This window comes from Paenibacillus sp. FSL H8-0315 (assembly GCF_038005365.1).
Taxonomy (GTDB): domain Bacteria; phylum Bacillota; class Bacilli; order Paenibacillales; family Paenibacillaceae; genus Paenibacillus_AQ; species Paenibacillus_AQ odorifer.
Genome location: NZ_JBBOTA010000001.1, coordinates 4,779,042 through 4,799,004, shown reverse-complemented (window position 1 = coordinate 4,799,004; position 19,963 = coordinate 4,779,042). Strand labels below are relative to the sequence as shown.

Genomic DNA, 19,963 nt, shown 5'->3' with positions numbered 1-19,963 from the left:
ATCATTTTAATTACTGGGAGCTGCATACACCCATGGCGTACTACCGTGACCTTTTGCCACCAAATCGCTACCTATCTCGAATATATATAGTCACCTTTTGCCGCTATATAGCTACCTATCTCGGTTATGTCTTGTGGCTGCCTATCTCAGATATATCTAGCTGCATCTAACCTTAGTAATCTTAGCCACTTTTACTTAGGGGGGGCTTGTGCTTTGGAACACCGAATAAACAATTTATTTTAAAATATATTGCGATAACACGGCCTGCACCTCGTAAATATTTACGGATTTATTGAAGGTCTTCTTCACCGGAAGCGTGCTGCTGGAAATGTAGATACATAGCTCCGCATCCAGATCAAAATGCCCTGCCGTCTCCACGGAATAATGCGAGATGCTTTTGTAAGGGATCGAATGATATTCTGTTTTTTTGCCCGTCAGACCTTGTTTATCCACCAAAATAAGCCGCTTGTCCGTAAAAATGAACATATCTCTAATCAGCTTATAGGCGCGTTCAATTTTCTCCTGAGGGGCAAGAATTTGTGCGTATTCCCGCTGGACCTCCGTAAGATTCACTTGCGATGCATTGCCCATTAATCCGTCAAAAAGTGCCATATCTCTTCCTCTTTTCATCCGTTAAATTTAGCCACTTGCCCCCCACTACAGAACCATATTATTCTATTTTTCATATTCTATGCTGTGTAAAAATACTCTCTGACATCTTTTTACTTGCTTATTTTTTGATTTTTGATTACACTGTCATTAAATTTACTAAGAGAGGGGTGTGGAAGGAATGGATCACAATTGGACCAACAGTGTTATGAGTCGGCTACCTAAAGCGATAGCTGGCATTGCTCATGTAAATGGCGATAACGGGAGAAGTCTGTCCATTTGTATGAATTTAATAACACTACACAATTGTGAAATGCCTTTCCTGCCATCACCCGGACGGATCAGTTAACCGGAGAATGATAAGGCCGTGGGGAAATTTCCCTACGGTCTTTTTTTATGGTTTTTTACAGGATTTCGGAGCCATTTAGGGTACTGGCGGTGCGAAGGGCATTCTTAAAGGAGAATATATATGATCATCCAATGCCAAAATGTTCAAAAATACCACGGGGCACAACTCGTGTTGAATAGCATTACCTTCGATATCCGCCAAGGGGAAAAAATTGGCCTGATCGGCCGCAACGGTTGTGGCAAAACGACACTATTCCACCTGCTGAACGGGGAAGAACGTCCCGATGAAGGGCAAATCTCAATACGCAAAGGTAGCGTAGTAGGCCTGCTGGCTCAAATACAAGAAGTTAGCGAAAAAGAAACCGTATATGATGTTCTACAGCGCAGCTTTGCTGAACCTTTGCAATGGCAGCACCGCCTGCGGGAGCTTGAGCTGGAAATGTCCAGCTTTAACAGCGGAACGGATGAAACCCTCTGGAATCGGCTGTTAAAAGAATATGGCAGCTTGCAGGATAAGTTCGAGGCCGCCGGAGGTTACGAGATCGAATCCTCTATTCAGCGCGTAGCCTCGGGTCTCGGGATCGGAACCGGACAATACAGCCGACTGTTCGCCTCTCTTTCAGGAGGAGAAAAAACAAAAGTCGGACTTGCGGAGCTGCTGCTGCGCCGTCCAGACATCCTTCTACTGGATGAACCAACCAATCATCTCGATATGAATGCCATCGAATGGTTGGAGCAATTTTTACAGAGTTATGATGGAACAGTGCTGGCGATCTCCCATGACCGCTACTTTCTGGACGCTGTAGTCAAGAAAGTCATTGAGATTGAAGATGGCGAGGCTTTTACCTTCCACACCAACTACAGCGGCTATCAAGTGGAGAAGGAAACACGACTTCTTCAACAATTTGCTGATTATCAAGAGCAGCAGAAAAAAATAAAACAAATGCAGGAAAGCATCAAACGTCTCATTGAATTTGGCAATCGCGGGACCCCTCCTAACCCTTCCTTTTACCGGAGAGCAGCATCCATGCAAAAAGCATTGGATCGTATGGTGAAGGTTAAACGTCCTATTCTGGAGCGCAAATCGATGGATTTGCAGCTACAGCAAAATGACCGTTCCGGTAATCAGGTTGTCATTTTGGAGGATATCGGAAAAGCATATGGTCAGCGAAGCCTTTTCGCAGAGGCAAACGAAGTACTTCGCTACGGAGAGACTACGGCACTCATCGGCGGTAACGGGGCAGGTAAAAGTACACTTTTAAGAATTATTTTAGGGCAGGAACCCCCGGACAGCGGAAGCTGTACACTCGGCTCAAGAACTGTGGTCGGCTACCTCGCACAAGAGGCTGTTCCGGAACATAACAAACAGTCTGTACTCCGCTACTTCCGCGAAGAAGCTGGACTTGAAGAAGGTGAAGCTCGCGGGCAGCTTGCACGTTTCCTATTCTATGGTCCCGATGTATTCAAAGACATTACGAATCTGTCCGGTGGTGAATGGACCCGCCTGCGTTTCGCTGTACTAATGCATCGCAAGCCAAACCTGCTGATTCTCGATGAGCCGACCAATCATCTGGACATAGATTCTCGTGAAGCACTCGAAGAAGCATTAGAGGAGTTTCCAGGCACAGTTCTGGCGGTATCTCATGACCGTTATTTCATCAATCGTCTATTTCACAAACTATGGTCCATTGAAGACGGGCGGTTTGGAGTGTTCAACGGAAACTATGAATATTACAAGGAAAAACAAGCTGAAAAAGCATTATTAGCTCCCTCTTTTGCGGATCAAGCTAAACCTTTCTCTGCAGAACGAACAAGTTCAGGCTCTGATAAGCCTCAATCTAACAATTCAGGGAAAGAAACCAACGCTAAATCCTCCAGTTCCCGTAGGAAAAACACCACCTTCGACTGGGAAACGGCCATTGCAGAGGTAGAGAAACGCCTTGGCGTGATCGATGCCAAGATGTTAGAGCCCCTGATCAGCAGCGATGCAGTTGAACTTGCTGAACTACAACAAGAACGTGATGCGATACAGGAACAGTTGGATGAGCTCTATACAGGATGGATGGAGACAACTGATCTATAAATTGATCTATAAGGAGATGAGCATATGATCAACAAAGAGAAAATTAAGTTGTTATGGAAAGAATATACCCAGCTTCATCCACAAACAGCGGATAAATATGACGCCTGGGCCTTTGGTGACAGTCCCCAGATGGCCGATAAACTGCTCGATCTGGTGATTCGTGGGATCAAGACAGGAACTGCTTCAAATTATGATATATTTGAAACTTGTGACGAGACGTTTCCGCAAGTTGGCGGGCACAGTATCGTGCTGGATGGTTCTGGTGATCCGCAGGCAATAATTATTACTACAGAGGTACAAATTATACCTTTTGATGAGGTTAGCGCTGAGTTTGCCTATACTGAAGGAGAGGGTGACCGGACGCTTAAGTCATGGCGTCATGATCATGAGCAGTTCTTCACCCGAGAATCCTTAAAATTCTTAAACAAACCCTTTGATCCAAAGATGAAAGTTGTTTGTGAGAATTTTAAAGTGGTATATACAAAGGGCTAAGATCTTCAGAAAACGCAAAAGGCTGTCTCTTCCACAAGGAAGGGACAGCCTTTTGTGTATACTATAAATTCAACAGAATTAGATCCTCATTAATTTATGGTTTAGTGCCAAAATCCCAAAATCCAGCCAATAACAGAGATCCATAACGGAATGCTGATTAAGATACCCCAAATCAGCCCAGTGGCAATATTGCCTTCTGCAGGACGCACCACATTTTCCTGTTTCAATGGAATGCTCAATTCTTCTTGTTCCATGCGATCCCCTCCTAAAATATCTTATCGTCACAGTAGAGGAAAAAATGTAGACCGCTCGACCCAAAAAATTAAAATTTTGAATTTTGGTAGATATAAAGGCTCAGCGGCCAAACCGTTGTAAGTGCTTACATATTAGATATTAACCAAATTTTCAATAATTAAAAACTTAAATTTGCGGAAGTCATACAGTATATGCAGATTCTTAGTCCAATATTACTACTTTTTCCGGATTTCGTAAATATTCAAACATCGTCCGAATCTGCGCCTCTGTATTCCGCTCTGCTGAGAGCTCAGGCAGCTTATCTTCTGCAAAAAAAGAAACTTCGCTTGTCTCTACCCCTTCCATTGCCTCTCCGCCCACAATGCGGCATAAAATAAAGAACTTATACACGTGATAAGGCTCCGGTGGATGGTTATGAAATTTCTTATCTAATACAGCCAGTAAGCGAACTGCTTCTGCCTCAAAACCCGATTCCTCTTTGATTTCTTTCACAACAACCTCACTCGGGGACAGTCCAATGTCTCCCCAGCCACCAGGAAGCGCCCAATTCCCGTCCAACTTCTCGCGAACAAGTAGAATTTCATCCTCCCGGAATACAACACCACGGACATCAACTTTTGGAGTAGCATAACCCCCTTCACCCGCAAAGGAGAGTCTAATTCTCTCCTTGCTTTCGAAGGTATAATTAGCGAGGATATCTACACTGAGCTCCCGCAAAGCTTGATACCGTTCTATATCATAAACATCCTTAGCATAAGTTAATCCAGTCTGTGCGATGGCCTGAATTTCTTTGGCCCACGTTAACCATTTCTGCTCCATTGCTGCACCCCTTTTTCGGTACCTTGATTAGGATTACTGGCAAAGCATTAAATGACGCGAGAAGGCTCCTTTTTTAGCTTCACAACGGTCTATGATTGTAAATCCAGCTTCAGTGATCATCTCGTCCATCGGTTCAATCGCAACGATAACCACCCGATCTGCAATCCGGCGCGCATTCACTAGAATCGCGAACTGCTCCTCAGGTGTAATACTAGAATATAGATTATATGGCATATCTACAATGGCTACATCGTAATGATCAGTGATATCCGCAATATCCCCAAGCGTTACCTCACTGGTGAATCCAAAATGGGCAATATTTGTTCTCGCACCGGTAGCAATCATAGGGTTAATATCACGTCCAACCATGTCGATTCCCATTGACAAGGCTTCTACCATTACAGTTCCAATACCACAGCAAGGATCTATAGCACGTATACCTTCAGGATTCGGAATAGCCATATTAACCGCGGCACGGGCAACACGTGTACTAAGCGCGATAGAATAGCTGCGTGGCTTCTTCATTTGGCGGAACCAAGTTGCCTTGTTTTTATGATAAGATCCGAAGTACCAGCGTCCACCCAGCGTAACAATGCCGTATACCAGCTCCGGATGGTTAACATCCGCTTCTCCTTCAATCCGCAACCCAATTTCCCGCTCGATCACTCTGCGCTCATCATACTCTATTTTGTATGCAGGGCCCAGATCATTGGTCTTCACAAAAATAACCTTAAACGTCTTGCCGTCAAGCTCCACCTGCTCCGTTTGATCATAAATCTCAGGCAGACTATCCCCTTCATACATTACATCAATCCGCTCTTTAATGAAGGGACTGCGGCTGACATCCACTTCAACCTCACTCTTAAAAATAGCAGTCGGCACCTGCTCGCCAAAAAGACATCGCAGCTCCATCTGACACAGCGATAACTCGTCCTCTGAACAGGTGTAAGTATAAATAAATGTGTTTGTTCCACTTTCCTTATGCAATATAATCCATCCTCTATCCCAGTGAATTGTTCTGCTGTCTTGTTACTCCTGTGTGTCGTGCTGGTGGTCATAATCTATACGCGCTTTGGCGATCTTCCCATTGTTTTTGTTGACCCAGTCCACAAGCGAGGTTAAAGGTCCCAACAATGATTCTCCTATGCTCGTCAGACCATATTCCACAGTCAATGGGACTGTAGGCGTTGCTTTACGCCAAACTAACCCATCCCGTTCCAAATGGCGCAGGGTCTGGGTCAGCATCCGTTGTGATATCCCTCCAGAGCGCCTTTGCAACTCTTTGAACCGCAAAGCTTCAATACCTAAATTGACTATGATCAGCACACTCCATTTGTCTCCCACCCTGTCCAGAATCTGGCGGGTAATGGAGCAATCCTCCAGCATCGGCATGAACCGGGTGGGTTCTTCCTTTGAATGTTCCAACTGTGGTTACCTCCATGTAACTTAAGCATGTAATAGTGCCTTCTTGTCCCTCAAGCCTATTCAGCTTATCATGGTTACTGTTAGTAATCAACAACCGGAAAGGAACTAATAAATCATGAAAAAGACCATTGCCATCATGGGTGCCGGACCCGGCCTAGGACTCTCAATCGCCAAAAAATTCGGAGCCAACGAATTTCAAGTGGCATTAATCTCTCGAAATGAAGAGAAGCTGAACACCCTTGTTCAGGAACTGCAAGCACTGAATATCGAGGCTGCTGCTTTTCCTGCCGACGTATACAATAAAGAACAAGTAGCCACAGCCTTCGATAATATCAAGAAAAAATACGGCTTTATCGATGTGCTCGAATTCAGCCCGACAAGTGGAAATTACCCTCCTACTCCTGCTTCACAAGTAACCGAAGAAAATGCACAGGATGCCTTTCAGGCACTGGTTGTAGCCGCTATCCGCAGCGTAGCACAGGTATTGCCTGAGATGCTGGAGAAACGCAGCGGCGCACTGCTGTTCACAACTGGATTGTCCTCCGTCTATCCCATGCAGATGATGGGTAATGTTGGCATTGCGCTTAGCGGATTAAGAAACTACGCACTTAACCTGCATGCAGATTTGGCTCCACAAGGAATCTATGTAGGTCATTTAGCACTTGGTGTATTCATTAAACCCGGCACCGCTACAGATCCAGGACTCATCGCTGATGTTTGGTATGAGATGTATATGGACAAAAGCAAAACTGAGGATACTTTTCCCCAAGGTGTGACACCGGCTACAATCATCTGGTGAGAGGTTTGCCCCATCGCTTTTGATCCATAGTGAGTTCTCCAGTATAATGGTTCCTATAGAATGCTAAACAAGACGGTCACGCATGGCCAATAAGCTTATGCCCAGGCGCTTACAAAGCCGGTTTTGCGCAGCAAAACTTAAGGAGGTACATACTCACTATGTCATACGAAACTTATTTTTCAACCCACCGGGATGAACATCTCGAAGAACTAAAACAATGGCTCAGAATTCCAAGTATTTCTGCCTTATCTGAACATAAGGACGATGTACTGAAGGCAGCCCATTGGCTGACAGACACCCTGAAAAAAGCCGGACTTGAGAACATTGAGTTGCATCCGACAGCGGGACATCCCGTTATATATGCCGATTATCTTCATGCTCCAGGCAAACCAACCATTCTCGTGTATGGTCACTACGATGTACAACCAGTAGATCCATTAAACCTATGGACCACACCTCCATTTGAACCAGAGATTCGTGATGGCAAGCTTTATGCACGCGGAGCAACAGATGACAAAGGACAAGTATTCGTTCACCTCAAAGCCATTGAGGCGATCCTGAAACAAGAAGGTACTCTTCCTGTGAATCTCAAGCTTTGCATCGAAGGTGAAGAAGAAATCGGCAGTGTGAATCTGCCTCCGTTCCTTGAGGCCAATAAAGAAAAGCTCGCTGCGGATGCGGTGTTAGTCTCCGATACATCCCTATTGGAACGCGGTCGTCCTGCCATCTGCACTGGGCTACGTGGACTAGCTTCCCTTGAAGTTGATGTAACTACCGCTTTGACAGACCTGCACTCCGGTTCTTACGGCGGCGGTGTTCCGAATGCACTGCATGCCCTAGTATCTTTACTAAGCTCGCTTCATGACGACAAAGGACGTGTATCTGTAGACGGATTCTATGATGGTGTTCCTGAACTTTCCCCAATGCTGCGGGAAGAATTCGTGAAGCAAGGTGTGAATGAAGATAAAATCCGCGAAGGTCTTGGATTGGAATCGTTATACGGGGAAGAAGGTTATTCCTTTGTAGAACGGATTGGCGCTCGTCCTACGCTTGAGCTTAACGGCGTATACGGCGGTTTCCAAGGGGAAGGCAGTAAGACGGTTATCCCTAAAGAAGCCCATGCGAAGATTACCTGCCGCCTAGTAGGCGATCAGGATCCACAGCATATCCTCGATGCCGTTGAAGCACATCTGAAGGCTAATATTCAGACCGGAGCGAAAGTGCATGTTAAGCAAATGGAGAAGGCACGTGCCTTTAACATCGATCCGTCGAATCCTATTCTGCAAACTGCAGCAGACGCATATGGCAAAGTATATGGAACCCGTGCCCTCTTCACCAAAGACGGCGGCTCCATTCCGATCATGGAGAGCTTCTCCCGTGTACTGGAAGCACCTGTCGTTCTGATGGGCTTTGGTCTCGATGATGAGAACCTGCATGCACCGGATGAGCATTTTAACCTGGAGAACTTCGACAAGGGATTACTCACCATTGTTGAGTTCCTAAAGACTGTATAAGCTCCCTACAAACAATTAAAGCCAGGTTCCCTAAATTGGGAGCCTGGCTTTTTAGTATGCGGCCAAACAAAAGAGCATCATTGCTTAGTCCATTTATAAAACCACCATACCATTGCTATCACCATTATTATTAAAAGAAAAATCAGGCTTTTAACTGAGCTACTTATTATTAAAGGTCTTAAATAAGCGATCATTATCCGTCCCCCATATAGAATGAATATAAAAGAGATATAATCACCATATCACTTAATACAAAATATTGAAATAGCAGAGAAACTCTGTGCTTAATCACAATTATTATCCTTCATGTAATATCTCCAGCAACAAAAATAAGCAACGTTTCAATCGTCCCTGAGATATTCTCCACTTTGCCATGACCATAAGGATGAGCTTTATTCGCAGAGCGACTCGACCATCGGACCGAGAAAAAAGCAATCAACGAAGCAACTAAATCTAAGGAGGAGTGGATCGCTTCCGAGATAATTGCTACTGAACCTGTAAGTACTCCGACCATAAGCTTTAAAGAAACGATAAATGTATTACTAAGTACAGATAGGAACGCAATCTTTGCACCATTCAAAAGTTTCACAACCTTTTCTTAAAAGTACGCTATATTAAAGTTTTTCCATTAGGCAAATAGCATAAACAAAAAAATCCCACCAACCATTAATAGGCTGATGGGATATAAAAAAACCCTTGCATCGCAAGGATTTGGAAGTTTGAATTATGGAGCGGGTGATGGGAATCGAACCCACGCTATCAGCTTGGAAGGCTGAAGTTCTACCATTGAACTACACCCGCACTAGAAAGTGAATACAAGAGTTATTGTATCATCTCTACAAGTAAAAATCAACATTTTTTTAGTTTACAGGGAAGCGCCGAGGGGTGCCTTTTTTAAAAATATCGCCTCAAACTCTGCTGGTTGAATAGGTTTGCTGAACAGAAATCCTTGAGCTTCATGACAATGCTGCTCACGCAAAAACTGCAGCTGCTCCTTGTTCTCAACACCCTCAGCTGTAACCTTCAGCTTCAAATGATGCGCCATAGAAGTGATTGTAGAGACTATAGCAGCATTGTTGCTGTCCTCCATAACCTCTGATACGAACGACCTGTCGATTTTCAATCTGTCGATCGGCATGTTCTTTAGATAATGCAGGGAGCTGTAGCCTGTACCAAAATCATCAATACTGATGAAGACACCAAGCTCTTTCAGACGCTTCAGCTGATCAAAGGCTGTTTCTTTATCCAAGGTCATACTCTCAGTAATCTCAAGGTCGACATAACATGGATCTAATCCAATGTCGGTTAAGATGGTATGAATCCTCCCTGCTAGATTAGGCTGAAGGAATTGCCGCATAGATAGGTTGATGGAGACGCAAATCGGCACATAGCCGGCCAGCTGCCATTTTTTATTCTGCAGACAAGCTGTTTTGAGTACCCATTCCCCAATCGGAACAATGAGTCCACTCTCCTCAGCTAACGGGATAAATTCCGCAGGAGAGACCAGACCACGTTTCGGATGATTCCAGCGGAGCAGAGCTTCCATTCCTACGATCTCTTCCGTCTCCAGCAAAACCTTTGGCTGATACACCAGAAAGAATTCATTGCGTTCAAGCGCTCTGCGGAGGTCATTTTCCAGCTTTAGACGTTCCTTTGCTTTCATCTGCATAGCTGGGATATACCGGCGAATCTCCACTCCCTGTTCCTTGGCATTATGTACAGCCGTATCAGCATTCTGAATCAGATGTTCCGCAGTTTCACCGTCACCGGGATAAATACTTAACCCCATACTAAGCGAAATATGGTACTCCCCCGACTCTAAGGCAATAGGTACCTCAAACAATCGATGCAGCTCCGTAGCTCGTACCAAACATTCTCCAAGACTTGCTCTCTCCATCATAAGAAAAGCGAACTCATCCGCCCCCATACTATAAAGCTCTTCAGTAGATTTGGCCTCATTCACAAGCCGCTCAGACACCAGCTTCAATAAATGGTCTCCGGCAAAATGGCCCAGGGAGTCATTAATATTCTTGAAATGATTAATATTCATAATAGCTAACGCTGAGAATTTATCGCTCGTTTTCTTCTCTCCAGCAATAATCATCTCTTCTACACGCTGCGTCAGACGACGTCTATTGGGAAGTCCCGTTAAATCATCATGATAGGCTAAATAATTGATCCGCTCCTCAGCCAACTGCTTTTCGTAAAAAGGTTCTTCAATCGTCAGACGATATACTCCAGTAAGCAGCAAGTAGTAAGCAACTCCGCTACACACCATTCCAAAAAGATCATCTATATTGCCACTACTGAATGGACTCATAAAAAAGGCTTGGCCCAAAGAGAAAAAGATAAGTGCTCGAATAATAATAAGCAGTGAGGCTGACTTTTCACTTTTTTCAGGAAATACAATAACTGCAACACCTGCCAAGTAAACAAAAAGAACTGCTAAATCAGCAATCTGCTTCAATGGATTCATCCAAGGCTTAGTTAATAACTGAGGCAATGCCGAGTGGCTGAAAATAAACAAAACAATGGAAAGCACAATCAACATGAAGGCTATTCTAAACAATTTTCTTTTTTCAGAGACAGACACGGGCTTATCTTCCCTGCTAAAAATAAACAACATTCCTAAACCGCTGATTAGTCGTGAGAGGGTTCGCAGCCACAACGATTCTTCAAAAGTTATGAATGATGAAATCAACGGGACGCCGACAAAACCCAGTGTATGCAAGAAATCAATAATACATATTCCACCAAAAAGAGCGGCGGCATATAATCTTCCTTTAGATAATCTGCTAGAGAAGAATAACCAGCCCTGTGCAAATATTGCAAATCCAAAAGCAACATTACAGCAGCCGACAATGAGATAGAGAGAAGAAATAATATCCCAATCGTCCAATCGGTTAAGCGATGTATGGAAAATTTGAATTAAAAGGAACAGCAAGGCGCCTACAGCAGCTGCTTGAATTGTCTTTTTCTCTTCTTGTCTCATAAGTCCCTCGCGTCTGAAAATAATATCTATTAATTAACATTCAAGTATAGTTATGTCCTATGTATAAATATCGGCGGGATAGGACTTTTAAGTTACATTTCTTTTATGGGCATTCAAATGGAAGGCGCGTTTATAAGTTATATATTCATAAATCTTGCATAAATATAAACCATTTTCTGCTAGCAGGCAACCAAAAAAGCACTTCCCCCTACGAAAGGGTTCAGTGCTTCTAAGAAACTCAAGTTTATTTGTCACCAAAGGTTACTTCTGGTGTTGTAAGCTTATCAAAAAAATCAACGGATTTATCCTTGTCTGCAGATGCACGAAGTGCCATTGCTGAACGTGGATGCTCATCAAGTGTACCTGTGATCATATAAGGAATGATATAGCCCCACTCCTCTTTCTCACGCAAAGGAATCATCAGGCGTTCAATAATATCAAGCACAGGGCGCAAGGAGTAACGTGTATTCTTCAAATGAGTTACTAACAGCTCTGTAGGGCAATTTCCTGCAGCTCGTCCCATTCCATAACAAGAAGCATCCAGTAACTCTACACCATTCTCAGCAGCAATCAACGTGTTGGAGAACGCCAACTGAAGATTATTGTGAGTATGTACGCCTAGACGTTTGTTTGGCAGATGTGTCTTGAACTTCTCAACCAGATAATTCATGTCATTGTGATCCAAGCTGCCGTATGAATCTACAATATATACCACATCAACAACGCTCTCACGGATCATTTCAAAAGCTTCCAACAATTCATTCTCCATAACATTAGACAAAGCCATAATGTTGATCGTTGTCTCATAGCCTAGATCATGGAAAGTTTGTACCAATTGCAAGGCTTTCTCTACATCTTTGCTGTAGCATGCCACACGAATCAAATCCAGCATACTTTCGCTGCGGGGCAAAATATCATTCTCATCCACGCGGCCGATATCAACCAAAGCAGATAGCTTGGTGTGACCTTTTTGCGGAATCACTTTACGCAGGAAATCATCGTCCAGAAAACGCCATGGTCCGGCACCCTCTGCTCCTTTGAGCAATTTTGGTGAATTTTTATAACCGATTTCCATATAATCAACACCAGCTTCATTCAAGCCGGCATATAAGTTTTGTACAAATTCCACACTAAAATCCCAGTTGTTCACTAGGCCCCCATCTCGGATGGTGCAGTCAACAATCTTACATTGATTAGTCTTCATAATTATCTCCCTTCAACTATTGCAATCATTATAACCGCGAATATAGCTTTACTATGCAATTTATATCGTATAATCATACTTTAATGAAGAATAAAATGTAAAGGAATTTCATCTTCTTCTCTTTAATGCTATTACCACATCGTGTCAGCGACAATGATCACAGTAAATAAGCCCTAAAAATGCTACATTACAAGAAAATCATTGAGATTGATTATCAGTCTCTTTTGGAGGGATAAAAATGGCTTCTACCTCTTGCTCATTACTGCGACTACAACCGGGTTCGACCGGATATATTCATAAAATAGAAGGAATCAACCCCATCCTGCGTCGTCGTCTGGCTGATCTTGGAGTGTCCGAGGGTGTGAGCATTCGCCTGAAAGGAAAAGGACCTTTTTTAGGACCTATTACCTTGGAATGCAATGGACAACTGTTCGCCATCCGCCGGAAGGAAGCTTCATTGATTGAGGTGAACGTGTCTTGAGTTCAATAGCACTTGTAGGTAACCCCAATACAGGTAAAACCTCTCTCTTCAATACATTGACCTCCTCATACGAATATGTTGGTAACTGGTCAGGGGTAACGGTAGAAAAGAAGATCGGCAGCCTGAAGAACGGCGCTGGCAAGCTCATTGATTTGCCGGGCATCTATTCCTTGCACCCACTCTCACGTGATGAGGGAGTTGCTGCCCAGTATTTAATAGAAGAATCTCCTGAAGCCTTAATTAATATCGTGGATGCTTCACAGCTGGAACGAAATCTGCTGCTCACGCTTCAATTACTTGAGTATGGCAAACCTACCTTACTCGGACTGAATATGATTGACGTCGCCAATGCACGTGGAATTCGCATCAATCATGAAGTCTTACAATCACGACTGGGTATAACTGTCCTCCCGCTTGTTGCAAGAACGGGAAAAGGCTGCGCACAAGTCCTCAGTATTTTAGAGAAATCCTCTGCGATTCCCGCTGTAAAGTTCAAGTTGAACTATGGTGAGATTGTAGAGCATGCGATATCTTCTATAGAAAAGGAATTACTTCCTATCAAGGACTTACCCAATCACCGCTGGATTGCTCTACAGCTTATGGAGCAGAATCCGGTTATTCTTCATTTTCTAAAGACACGTATGGACACCTCTCGCCTACTAAACATCTGTGAATCCTGTCAGAGTGAGCTACAGATCAAAAAGCTGGCCCTGACGCTCCCCCAATGGATTCGCTCACAGCGGATGGATTATATCCACTTCATTTGTGAGGTTGTACTTGATACAACAACGCAGAAGCCTCATAACTTAACAGAAAGATTAGATTCCATATTGACGCATCGTTTTCTAGGACTGCCCTTATTTATCTTCTTTATGTATGCTCTCTTTAAGACCACATTTGACTGGGTTGGCGGACCTCTATCAGATCTCCTCGATGGCCTGATCTCCGGACCGATTAGTGATGGAGCCAATTCCCTGCTACAGACGCTTGGAGCATCCAGCTTCACGCATGCCCTGATCGTCGATGGATTAATTAGCGGTGTAGGGGGCGTCCTCGTCTTTGTCCCGCAAATCTTCATTCTCTTCCTGATCATTTCCTTCTTGGAGGATTCAGGATACATGGCTCGGGTTTGCTTATTAATGGACAGCACGATGGAACGTATGGGACTAAACGGAAAAGCATTTATTCCATTCATCATTGGCTTCGGCTGCAATGTACCTGCCATAATGGCGGCGCGCAGCATCGAACAGCCCAAAGACCGAATGCTGACCACCTTGCTAATGCCACTGATGTCCTGTTCTGCGAGACTGCCTGTTTACGCTTTATTCGCAGCAGTATTTTTCCCGGCGCAAGAGGCCGTAGCAGTTCTGTCCATGTATGTGATGGGTATTGTGTTTGCGCTGATTCTTTGTAAGGTATTCTCTAAATATTTATTCAAAAATGAATCCTCAGTTTTCATGATCGAGCTTCCACCTTATCGTATGCCGCAGATCAAGACCTTATCGCGCAGCACTTGGGAAAAGGGCAAAGGTTTCCTGCGAAAAGCTGGAACTATTATTCTTGCAGGCTCAGCAATTATTTGGTTTATGTCTTATGCGGGTCCTGGCGGGTTTGATGTGGACATGGATCACAGCTTCCTGGCTAAGTTTGGAGGTATGATCGCACCGCTACTGGCACCGCTTGGTTTCGGAACATGGCAGGCTGGCTCTACATTGGTTCCGGGCTTTTTGGCAAAAGAGGTCGTAGTCTCTACCATGAATATCATCTATCATGCACCAGATGCTGCTGGTTTAGAAAATCAAATTTCTCAAGTCTTCACACCATTGAGTTCGATCAGCTTTATGGCCTTTATCCTGCTATATATTCCTTGTTTGGCTACTGTAGGGGTGATCAAAAAAGAAACAGCATCTTGGAAATGGACCTTCTTCTCCATGGGGTATTCTCTCGTTCTGGCGTATATCGTATCTTTAATTATTTTTCAAGGCGGACGGTTATTAGGATGGTCGTAGACTTGTAAATTATAAGATTCTCATGATGAAAGTGGGGTACCATTATGATAAATGTTGTGATTGTCGCCTTAATTTTCGGTTATTCTGGCTGGACCATCTATCGACATGTGCAAAAGGGGAAGCAGGGCGCTTGTGCAGGCTGTGATAAAGGAAAAAGCTGCTCGGCAGCATCGATGGATTCCCCTCTTTCTTGTTGTTCAACACCGGTTAACAACAAGAAGTAAGCTTGTAAAACGAGCAATAAATAGAGATTTATCGTTTAGCCTCCTTAACTAACGGGTATGTTTGTTATAAGCAACTACAGACAATACCAAGGAGGTAATTCCTATGAATACCAAAAAGACATTATTTACAACAGTCGCATTGGGAGCAGTATATTTACTGAAGAATAAGGGAACTCGCGATAAAATTATGAACGGCATTCAATCCTACACTTCCCAATCGAAGGCCAAAAAATCCAGTGGTACTGTTTAAGCTTCTGCTCTTGGATTTCAATAAAGGGGTGTTCCCTAAACCAGAGTCTGGTTTAGGGAACACCCCTTGTTGTTTAGAACGGACAGCTCCCCGGATGTTTAGATCTCGCTTTCGCTCAGCAGCCACTGAATGATAGAACGAACCATGACACCTGTTGCTCCCTTAGGATTAACTCCACGTTCTTTAGATACATATGCAGTGCCAGCAATATCTAGATGAATCCATGGCAAGCCCTCAGCAAACTCACCTACAAATAATCCGCCTGTAGTAGCTCCACCATATCTTCCAGCAGTGTTACGGATATCGGCAACCTCGCTCTTTAGCATTTCACGAAATTCCGGGTATGCCGGAAGCTGCCAGACCTTTTCCCCTGAATAGCTTGAAGCGGTCAGAAATCGCTCCAGAAACGCTTCATCATTAGTCACAGCACCTGTTGCTATATCTCCCAAAGTGGACAACACAGCGCCTGTCAGCGTAGCTACATCGATAATACGTTTCGCTCCCCATTCCCGAGCATAAGTCAGCGCATCTCCTAGGACAATTCTGCCTTCAGCGTCGGTATTCAACACTTCTATCGTTCGTCCGCTCATGGAGGTAATAACATCTCCAGGCTTAAAAGCATTGGCCGATGGCATATTCTCCGCAGAAGGAATAACCATAACGACATTAATTCGTGGACGTAAGCGGCCAAGCGCCTCCATTACTCCGAGTACAGCCGCTGCCCCTCCCATATCACTAATCAGCTCTTCCATACCTGGTGCTCTTTTTAAGGAGATCCCGCCGGTGTCAAAGGTAACTCCCTTCCCTACAAGCCCCACTACATTATCCCAATTCCCTGTCCCCTGATAACGGATGACGATCATTCGTGGAGGGTTTACACTTCCTTTTCCGACGGCGAGTAATCCGCCCATTCCTTTTTGCTCAATTTCCCGTTCGTCCAGCACCTCAGAAGGAAAGCCATATCGCTCAGCAATCTCTATAGCGGCCACAGCAAGGTCTGAGGGGGTCAATAGATTACCAGGCATGTTGGTCAAGCTCCGCGCCAAATTCGTGGCCTCACCGAAAGCTAGCCCCTTCTGAATGCCTTGAGTCCAATCCCGCCCGGCAGTACCCTCTAATTTCTCTTTTATAGTGAAAACAACTGCTGTTGGGCCTGTATAAAAAGACTGCACCTGCTTATAGGTAGCCCGACGATAGGAACCAAGCATTAGCCCCTCCGTCAGCGCATAAGCAATAGAAGTCACATCCTTCTCTACGGTAAGCTCCTGTAATTTTTCCGGCACTTCAAATACCAGCTTGAGCGCCTTCAAACGAAGTGCTGCACGGGCTGTCTGAGCCCCCATTTGCCTTAGATCCTCAGTCGTGAGAAGTTGGTCCCCCCTGCCAACCAAAATAACAACAGGACAACCAGATGAATTCTCAGCAGGTAGTACATAAGTCTGATTAAGCTTGCCTTTAAATAAACCTGCCTTTCCCAATAGGCGAATTCTGTCATCCCAGCCCTCGGAAAAGCCTCCATTTTCGACCTCAGACTCAGAAATAATAAAGATAAGGGCATCACCCTGCACATTGTTGGCAACACCACTGTTGTATTCTATATTCATTGTGATTCCCTCCATTTGTTTCCCCAAACCAACACCCATTGTAACATAAGCAAAGGCTGATCTCCGCATCTGTATTATCCGCAGGGATCAGCCTCTTATTACTTATTCTAATGGATTAATGGCAAAGAGATCACAAAATGAGTACCCTCGTTAACTCTGCTGCTAACAGAAATGCATCCGCCATGATTTTTGATGATGCGGTCACTTACGGAAAGACCCAATCCTGTACCATTCTCTTTGGTAGTAAAGAAAGGATTAAATAACCTGTCCAGTGTACGAATATCCATTCCTTTACCGTTGTCAGATATGAACATACGGACCTCAGAGCCTTCTCTGCGGGCACCAACCTCGATTTTCCCCATCGAATCATCTTCTCGATCCGCTACAGCCTCCATTGCATTTCTAATCATATTAAGCACAACTTGCTTCATCTGTTTGACATCGCCAGAAATCACCATGTCCTCTTGAAGAGGATGAAGATTGATCTGGCAGCCCTTCATTAAAGCTTCGCTCTCTGTAAGGAGAACAACCTCCTTGAGCAATGCGGACACGGGTATCATCCCCACCTGCGGAACTGACGGCTTAGAGGAGGACAGAAATTCATGGATAATATCGTTCGCACGATCGATCTCGGCCAATATAATCTTGGCATATTCCTCTTTCCCCAGTTGATGCAAGTATGGATGAAGCAGTTGAATAAATCCCCGGATCGCGGTCAACGGATTGCGGATTTCATGGGCAATAGATGCGGATAATTTGCCTAGCATAGCCAAGCTATCGTTCTGGTAAGCCGTTTGTTCGATTAACTTATAATCCGAGATTTCCTTGACAGTGAACAAATAACAGCCTTTCATTTGCTCTCCGCAGCATAAAGTAACCTTCCAGTAACGGCCATACTCGTCTAGAAACTCATAATTTGATTTTCCTTTGTATACCATCTCTCTGTAGCTCTGCAGTACTTGTTTTTTCTTGGAACGGCTCAGTCGAACATTAGACAGCAGATGGGAAAATGTGCAGCCCACAAGAGAGTGACGGGTAAGCTCAAGCATCCCGTACATTTGCTTATTTACAAAACTTATAACTCCCTCTTCATCAAAAAGCATGATTCCGCTGTCAATATTCTCTAGAACATCCTCGTATGTAGTATCCACAGGTCCAGTTTGATAGGTTCTTCCCGGTAATAGAAGACTTTCTTGATATTGGCTAATCACGATACGAAGTTCCCCCTTTTACTGCATTTGACGAAGACGCTTAAGCGACATCAAATTACTATGTATTTGAGTGTATGACGAAGCCGCCAGAACATTCGGTAATCGTTGCACTTTTTCCAACCGGTTCAATTATATTCCAATCATATCCAAGAGAACTAGACAACGCAATCGGAGAAACTGTCGAATGGTAAAAAAATTCATAAAATGATTCCAAAGACATATGAAACATCACATCAAATTATATTTATCGCTATTTATTCGCCTAAATGATTTAAAAAAATCTAAAAAGGATCACGAAAAACTAAAAAGGATTATAAAAAGCTAAAAAGCCCCCGCGATTGCGGAGGCTTACATGGAAAAATGGGGCATGCCCAAAAAATTAGTAATAAACTTATGCCTTTTGTTGCAGGCGTAGACGGCGCTGACTCATCACAGCTAACCTTTTTTTCAATTCCCGTTCCCACTTGGTATCCTCAATCTGTTTGGCTACAGCTAGCAGGTCAAGCGCCATATCGATTTGATTGCGTACAACGGCTAGAGGATCTTCACTCTCGACGTTAATGACGTTCTCGAATATTGCAGTTTCGTCTTCCATGACATAGTCCTGAAAGTCCACGTCGGTAACACCATCTCCATGTGCATATTCCGCTAAGATCTCATATTCATTCTCGACCTTGTAGTGAACCTCCACACGATGACATACCGGACAAAAAAGCAGGGGAACATTATGGACTTGCGTGCGATAATGTTTTAGGGTCCCCTTTGTTCCTACCATACTCGCTCCACAGCAAAAGCTCATATTTGTTCGCCCTCCTTAGAAATAACCCTTTGATTGTTTATTATTGTATTACATTACCCCAATGGAGATTCCTCCACTCGAGGACATAATATAACTTTTCGCGCCTATTTTCAAATCTATTTAGATATACAAGATCTTTTGGAGCAAAAAACCCCCTTACAGAAAATTTTCTGCAAGGAGGTAGAAATCAGAATATCAAGGATCACTATGATAACGGTCTAAAATTTACAGATTCTTATCTCCCGGCTTCCAGTTCATTGGGCATAAACCACCAGATTGCAAGGCTTGCAGAACACGAAGTGTTTCTTCCACGCTGCGGCCTACATCATTGTGGTTAACGACTTGATATTTCAATTCGCCTTCAGGATCGATTATGAACAAACCACGCAATGCGATACCTTCTTCTTCAATCAGAATGCCATAGTCTTTAGAGACTTGTTTCGTAATATCAGCTGCAAGTGGGAAATTCAAACGACCCAGGCCATTAGAATCCTTAGGGGTATTGATCCAAGCTTTGTGGCTGTGGATCGAATCGATGCTTGCGCCGAGAATCGCTGTATCAAGTGCTTCAAACTGTGCTGCTGCGTCACTGAGAGCTGTGATTTCAGTTGGACACACAAATGTGAAATCAAGCGGATAGAAGAAGAATACAAGCCATTTGCCACGATAATCAGACAAGCTTACTTTACCAAAATCCTTACCATCACCTGATACGGTTTCCATAGTAAAATCGGGAGCCGGTCTACCTACTAAACGTTCCGCCATTGCTAGAATCCTCCCTCTGATTATGTAAGAAAAAGTACCATTTGTATCTCTCAATATACTGAAATATATTGAAATTTGCA

General features: G+C 44.0%; 20 protein-coding genes, 1 tRNA gene and 1 pseudogene. 9 read left to right on the top strand and 13 right to left on the bottom strand.

What is annotated here, in order from left to right:
* Window positions 1–234: 234 nt before the first annotated feature.
* Window positions 235–612, bottom strand: a complete 378-nt coding sequence (locus MHB56_RS20940; RefSeq protein ID WP_036680049.1) for a PH domain-containing protein — start codon at window positions 610–612, stop codon at window positions 235–237.
* Between the two features lie 178 nt (window positions 613–790).
* Here MHB56_RS20940 and MHB56_RS20935 point away from each other — a divergent pair, with 178 nt between their 5' ends.
* From MHB56_RS20935 to MHB56_RS20925, 3 genes are all read left to right on the top strand, one after another.
* A complete protein-coding gene (locus tag MHB56_RS20935; protein WP_162636617.1) occupies window positions 791–958 on the top strand; it encodes a hypothetical protein in 168 nt (55 codons plus the stop codon).
* 120 nt (window positions 959–1,078) lie between these two features.
* Window positions 1,079–3,040 (top strand): ABC-F family ATP-binding cassette domain-containing protein, encoded by a 1,962-nt coding sequence (locus MHB56_RS20930; protein WP_280752612.1) that lies wholly within the window; start codon window positions 1,079–1,081, stop codon window positions 3,038–3,040.
* Window positions 3,041–3,064: 24 nt separating this feature from the next.
* Window positions 3,065–3,532, top strand: a complete 468-nt coding sequence (locus MHB56_RS20925) for an ASCH domain-containing protein (RefSeq protein ID WP_076302175.1) — start codon at window positions 3,065–3,067, stop codon at window positions 3,530–3,532.
* Window positions 3,533–3,633: 101 nt separating this feature from the next.
* On the opposite strand, the gene MHB56_RS20920 is transcribed toward MHB56_RS20925, so the two are convergent.
* From MHB56_RS20920 to MHB56_RS20905, 4 genes are all read right to left on the bottom strand, one after another.
* The gene (locus MHB56_RS20920; protein WP_341143952.1) at window positions 3,634–3,786 is read right to left on the bottom strand and encodes a hypothetical protein; all 153 of its coding nucleotides are present in this window, start codon (window positions 3,784–3,786) and stop codon (window positions 3,634–3,636) included.
* 202 nt (window positions 3,787–3,988) lie between these two features.
* Window positions 3,989–4,606 (bottom strand): NUDIX hydrolase, encoded by a 618-nt coding sequence (locus MHB56_RS20915; protein ID WP_076125462.1) that lies wholly within the window; start codon window positions 4,604–4,606, stop codon window positions 3,989–3,991.
* A gap of 33 nt (window positions 4,607–4,639) precedes the next feature.
* Window positions 4,640–5,593: a TRM11 family SAM-dependent methyltransferase gene (locus MHB56_RS20910; RefSeq protein WP_339281791.1), complete on the bottom strand. Its 954-nt coding sequence runs from the start codon at window positions 5,591–5,593 to the stop codon at window positions 4,640–4,642.
* Window positions 5,594–5,635: 42 nt separating this feature from the next.
* Window positions 5,636–6,031: a winged helix-turn-helix transcriptional regulator gene (locus tag MHB56_RS20905; protein ID WP_256721018.1), complete on the bottom strand. Its 396-nt coding sequence runs from the start codon at window positions 6,029–6,031 to the stop codon at window positions 5,636–5,638.
* Between the two features lie 115 nt (window positions 6,032–6,146).
* On the opposite strand from MHB56_RS20905, the gene MHB56_RS20900 reads away from it, so the two are divergent.
* Window positions 6,147–6,830: an SDR family NAD(P)-dependent oxidoreductase gene (locus MHB56_RS20900; protein WP_341143951.1), complete on the top strand. Its 684-nt coding sequence runs from the start codon at window positions 6,147–6,149 to the stop codon at window positions 6,828–6,830.
* A gap of 158 nt (window positions 6,831–6,988) precedes the next feature.
* A complete protein-coding gene (locus MHB56_RS20895; RefSeq protein ID WP_036680069.1) occupies window positions 6,989–8,344 on the top strand; it encodes a dipeptidase in 1,356 nt (451 codons plus the stop codon).
* Window positions 8,345–8,660: 316 nt separating this feature from the next.
* Here MHB56_RS20895 and MHB56_RS20890 read toward each other — a convergent pair.
* The 4 genes and pseudogenes from MHB56_RS20890 to MHB56_RS20875 form a co-directional block, all read right to left on the bottom strand.
* A pseudogene (locus MHB56_RS20890) lies at window positions 8,661–8,924 on the bottom strand (cation diffusion facilitator family transporter); the annotation flags it as partial.
* A 147-nt stretch (window positions 8,925–9,071) separates the two neighbouring features.
* Window positions 9,072–9,145, bottom strand: a tRNA-Gly gene (locus MHB56_RS20885).
* Window positions 9,146–9,209: 64 nt separating this feature from the next.
* Window positions 9,210–11,336: a putative bifunctional diguanylate cyclase/phosphodiesterase gene (locus MHB56_RS20880; protein ID WP_076192986.1), complete on the bottom strand. Its 2,127-nt coding sequence runs from the start codon at window positions 11,334–11,336 to the stop codon at window positions 9,210–9,212.
* Window positions 11,337–11,580: 244 nt separating this feature from the next.
* Complete coding sequence (locus tag MHB56_RS20875) at window positions 11,581–12,540, bottom strand: aldolase catalytic domain-containing protein (RefSeq protein WP_170914180.1); 960 nt, start codon at window positions 12,538–12,540, stop codon at window positions 11,581–11,583.
* A gap of 238 nt (window positions 12,541–12,778) precedes the next feature.
* Between MHB56_RS20875 and MHB56_RS20870 the strand changes: the two genes are divergently transcribed.
* The 4 genes from MHB56_RS20870 to MHB56_RS20855 all read left to right on the top strand — a co-directional run bounded on the left by MHB56_RS20870 (window position 12,779) and on the right by MHB56_RS20855 (window position 15,504).
* Window positions 12,779–13,021 (top strand): FeoA family protein, encoded by a 243-nt coding sequence (locus MHB56_RS20870; RefSeq protein ID WP_036680093.1) that lies wholly within the window; start codon window positions 12,779–12,781, stop codon window positions 13,019–13,021.
* Window positions 13,018–15,030: a ferrous iron transport protein B gene (feoB, locus tag MHB56_RS20865; RefSeq protein WP_076185412.1), complete on the top strand. Its 2,013-nt coding sequence runs from the start codon at window positions 13,018–13,020 to the stop codon at window positions 15,028–15,030. Before MHB56_RS20870 ends, feoB begins: the two co-directional genes overlap by 4 nt.
* 44 nt (window positions 15,031–15,074) lie before the next feature.
* Entirely contained in the window at window positions 15,075–15,254 is a 180-nt protein-coding gene (locus tag MHB56_RS20860; protein WP_038569228.1) for a FeoB-associated Cys-rich membrane protein, read from the top strand.
* A 103-nt stretch (window positions 15,255–15,357) separates the two neighbouring features.
* A complete protein-coding gene (locus MHB56_RS20855; protein WP_172628785.1) occupies window positions 15,358–15,504 on the top strand; it encodes a hypothetical protein in 147 nt (48 codons plus the stop codon).
* 98 nt (window positions 15,505–15,602) lie between these two features.
* On the opposite strand, the gene MHB56_RS20850 is transcribed toward MHB56_RS20855, so the two are convergent.
* The 4 genes from MHB56_RS20850 to MHB56_RS20835 all read right to left on the bottom strand — a co-directional run bounded on the left by MHB56_RS20850 (window position 15,603) and on the right by MHB56_RS20835 (window position 19,883).
* Window positions 15,603–17,108 carry a leucyl aminopeptidase gene (locus tag MHB56_RS20850; RefSeq protein ID WP_341143950.1) on the bottom strand — a complete coding sequence of 502 codons (1,506 nt, stop codon included), beginning with the start codon at window positions 17,106–17,108 and terminating at the stop codon, window positions 15,603–15,605.
* Window positions 17,109–17,215: 107 nt separating this feature from the next.
* Complete coding sequence (locus MHB56_RS20845; protein ID WP_036680098.1) at window positions 17,216–18,319, bottom strand: ATP-binding protein; 1,104 nt, start codon at window positions 18,317–18,319, stop codon at window positions 17,216–17,218.
* 391 nt (window positions 18,320–18,710) lie between these two features.
* Window positions 18,711–19,118: a hypothetical protein gene (locus MHB56_RS20840; RefSeq protein ID WP_036680100.1), complete on the bottom strand. Its 408-nt coding sequence runs from the start codon at window positions 19,116–19,118 to the stop codon at window positions 18,711–18,713.
* Between the two features lie 225 nt (window positions 19,119–19,343).
* The gene (locus MHB56_RS20835; protein WP_036680102.1) at window positions 19,344–19,883 is read right to left on the bottom strand and encodes a peroxiredoxin; all 540 of its coding nucleotides are present in this window, start codon (window positions 19,881–19,883) and stop codon (window positions 19,344–19,346) included.
* Window positions 19,884–19,963 lie beyond the last annotated feature (80 nt).

What these genes read in the sequence shown, in the direction of transcription:
- MHB56_RS20935 (WP_162636617.1), top strand. Translation starts at nt 791, where the DNA reads ATGGATCACAATTGGACCAACAGTGTTATGAGTCGGCTACCTAAAGCG.
- MHB56_RS20880 (WP_076192986.1), bottom strand. Translation starts at nt 11,336, where the DNA reads ATGAGACAAGAAGAGAAAAAGACAATTCAAGCAGCTGCTGTAGGCGCC.
- MHB56_RS20840 (WP_036680100.1), bottom strand. Translation starts at nt 19,118, where the DNA reads ATGAGCTTTTGCTGTGGAGCGAGTATGGTAGGAACAAAGGGGACCCTA.
- MHB56_RS20875 (WP_170914180.1), bottom strand. Translation starts at nt 12,540, where the DNA reads ATGAAGACTAATCAATGTAAGATTGTTGACTGCACCATCCGAGATGGG.
- MHB56_RS20930 (WP_280752612.1), top strand. Translation starts at nt 1,079, where the DNA reads ATGATCATCCAATGCCAAAATGTTCAAAAATACCACGGGGCACAACTC.
- MHB56_RS20925 (WP_076302175.1), top strand. Translation starts at nt 3,065, where the DNA reads ATGATCAACAAAGAGAAAATTAAGTTGTTATGGAAAGAATATACCCAG.
- MHB56_RS20850 (WP_341143950.1), bottom strand. Translation starts at nt 17,108, where the DNA reads ATGAATATAGAATACAACAGTGGTGTTGCCAACAATGTGCAGGGTGAT.
- MHB56_RS20835 (WP_036680102.1), bottom strand. Translation starts at nt 19,883, where the DNA reads ATGGCGGAACGTTTAGTAGGTAGACCGGCTCCCGATTTTACTATGGAA.
- MHB56_RS20855 (WP_172628785.1), top strand. Translation starts at nt 15,358, where the DNA reads ATGAATACCAAAAAGACATTATTTACAACAGTCGCATTGGGAGCAGTA.
- MHB56_RS20915 (WP_076125462.1), bottom strand. Translation starts at nt 4,606, where the DNA reads ATGGAGCAGAAATGGTTAACGTGGGCCAAAGAAATTCAGGCCATCGCA.
- MHB56_RS20895 (WP_036680069.1), top strand. Translation starts at nt 6,989, where the DNA reads ATGTCATACGAAACTTATTTTTCAACCCACCGGGATGAACATCTCGAA.
- MHB56_RS20940 (WP_036680049.1), bottom strand. Translation starts at nt 612, where the DNA reads ATGGCACTTTTTGACGGATTAATGGGCAATGCATCGCAAGTGAATCTT.
- MHB56_RS20920 (WP_341143952.1), bottom strand. Translation starts at nt 3,786, where the DNA reads ATGGAACAAGAAGAATTGAGCATTCCATTGAAACAGGAAAATGTGGTG.
- MHB56_RS20900 (WP_341143951.1), top strand. Translation starts at nt 6,147, where the DNA reads ATGAAAAAGACCATTGCCATCATGGGTGCCGGACCCGGCCTAGGACTC.
- MHB56_RS20860 (WP_038569228.1), top strand. Translation starts at nt 15,075, where the DNA reads ATGATAAATGTTGTGATTGTCGCCTTAATTTTCGGTTATTCTGGCTGG.
- MHB56_RS20870 (WP_036680093.1), top strand. Translation starts at nt 12,779, where the DNA reads ATGGCTTCTACCTCTTGCTCATTACTGCGACTACAACCGGGTTCGACC.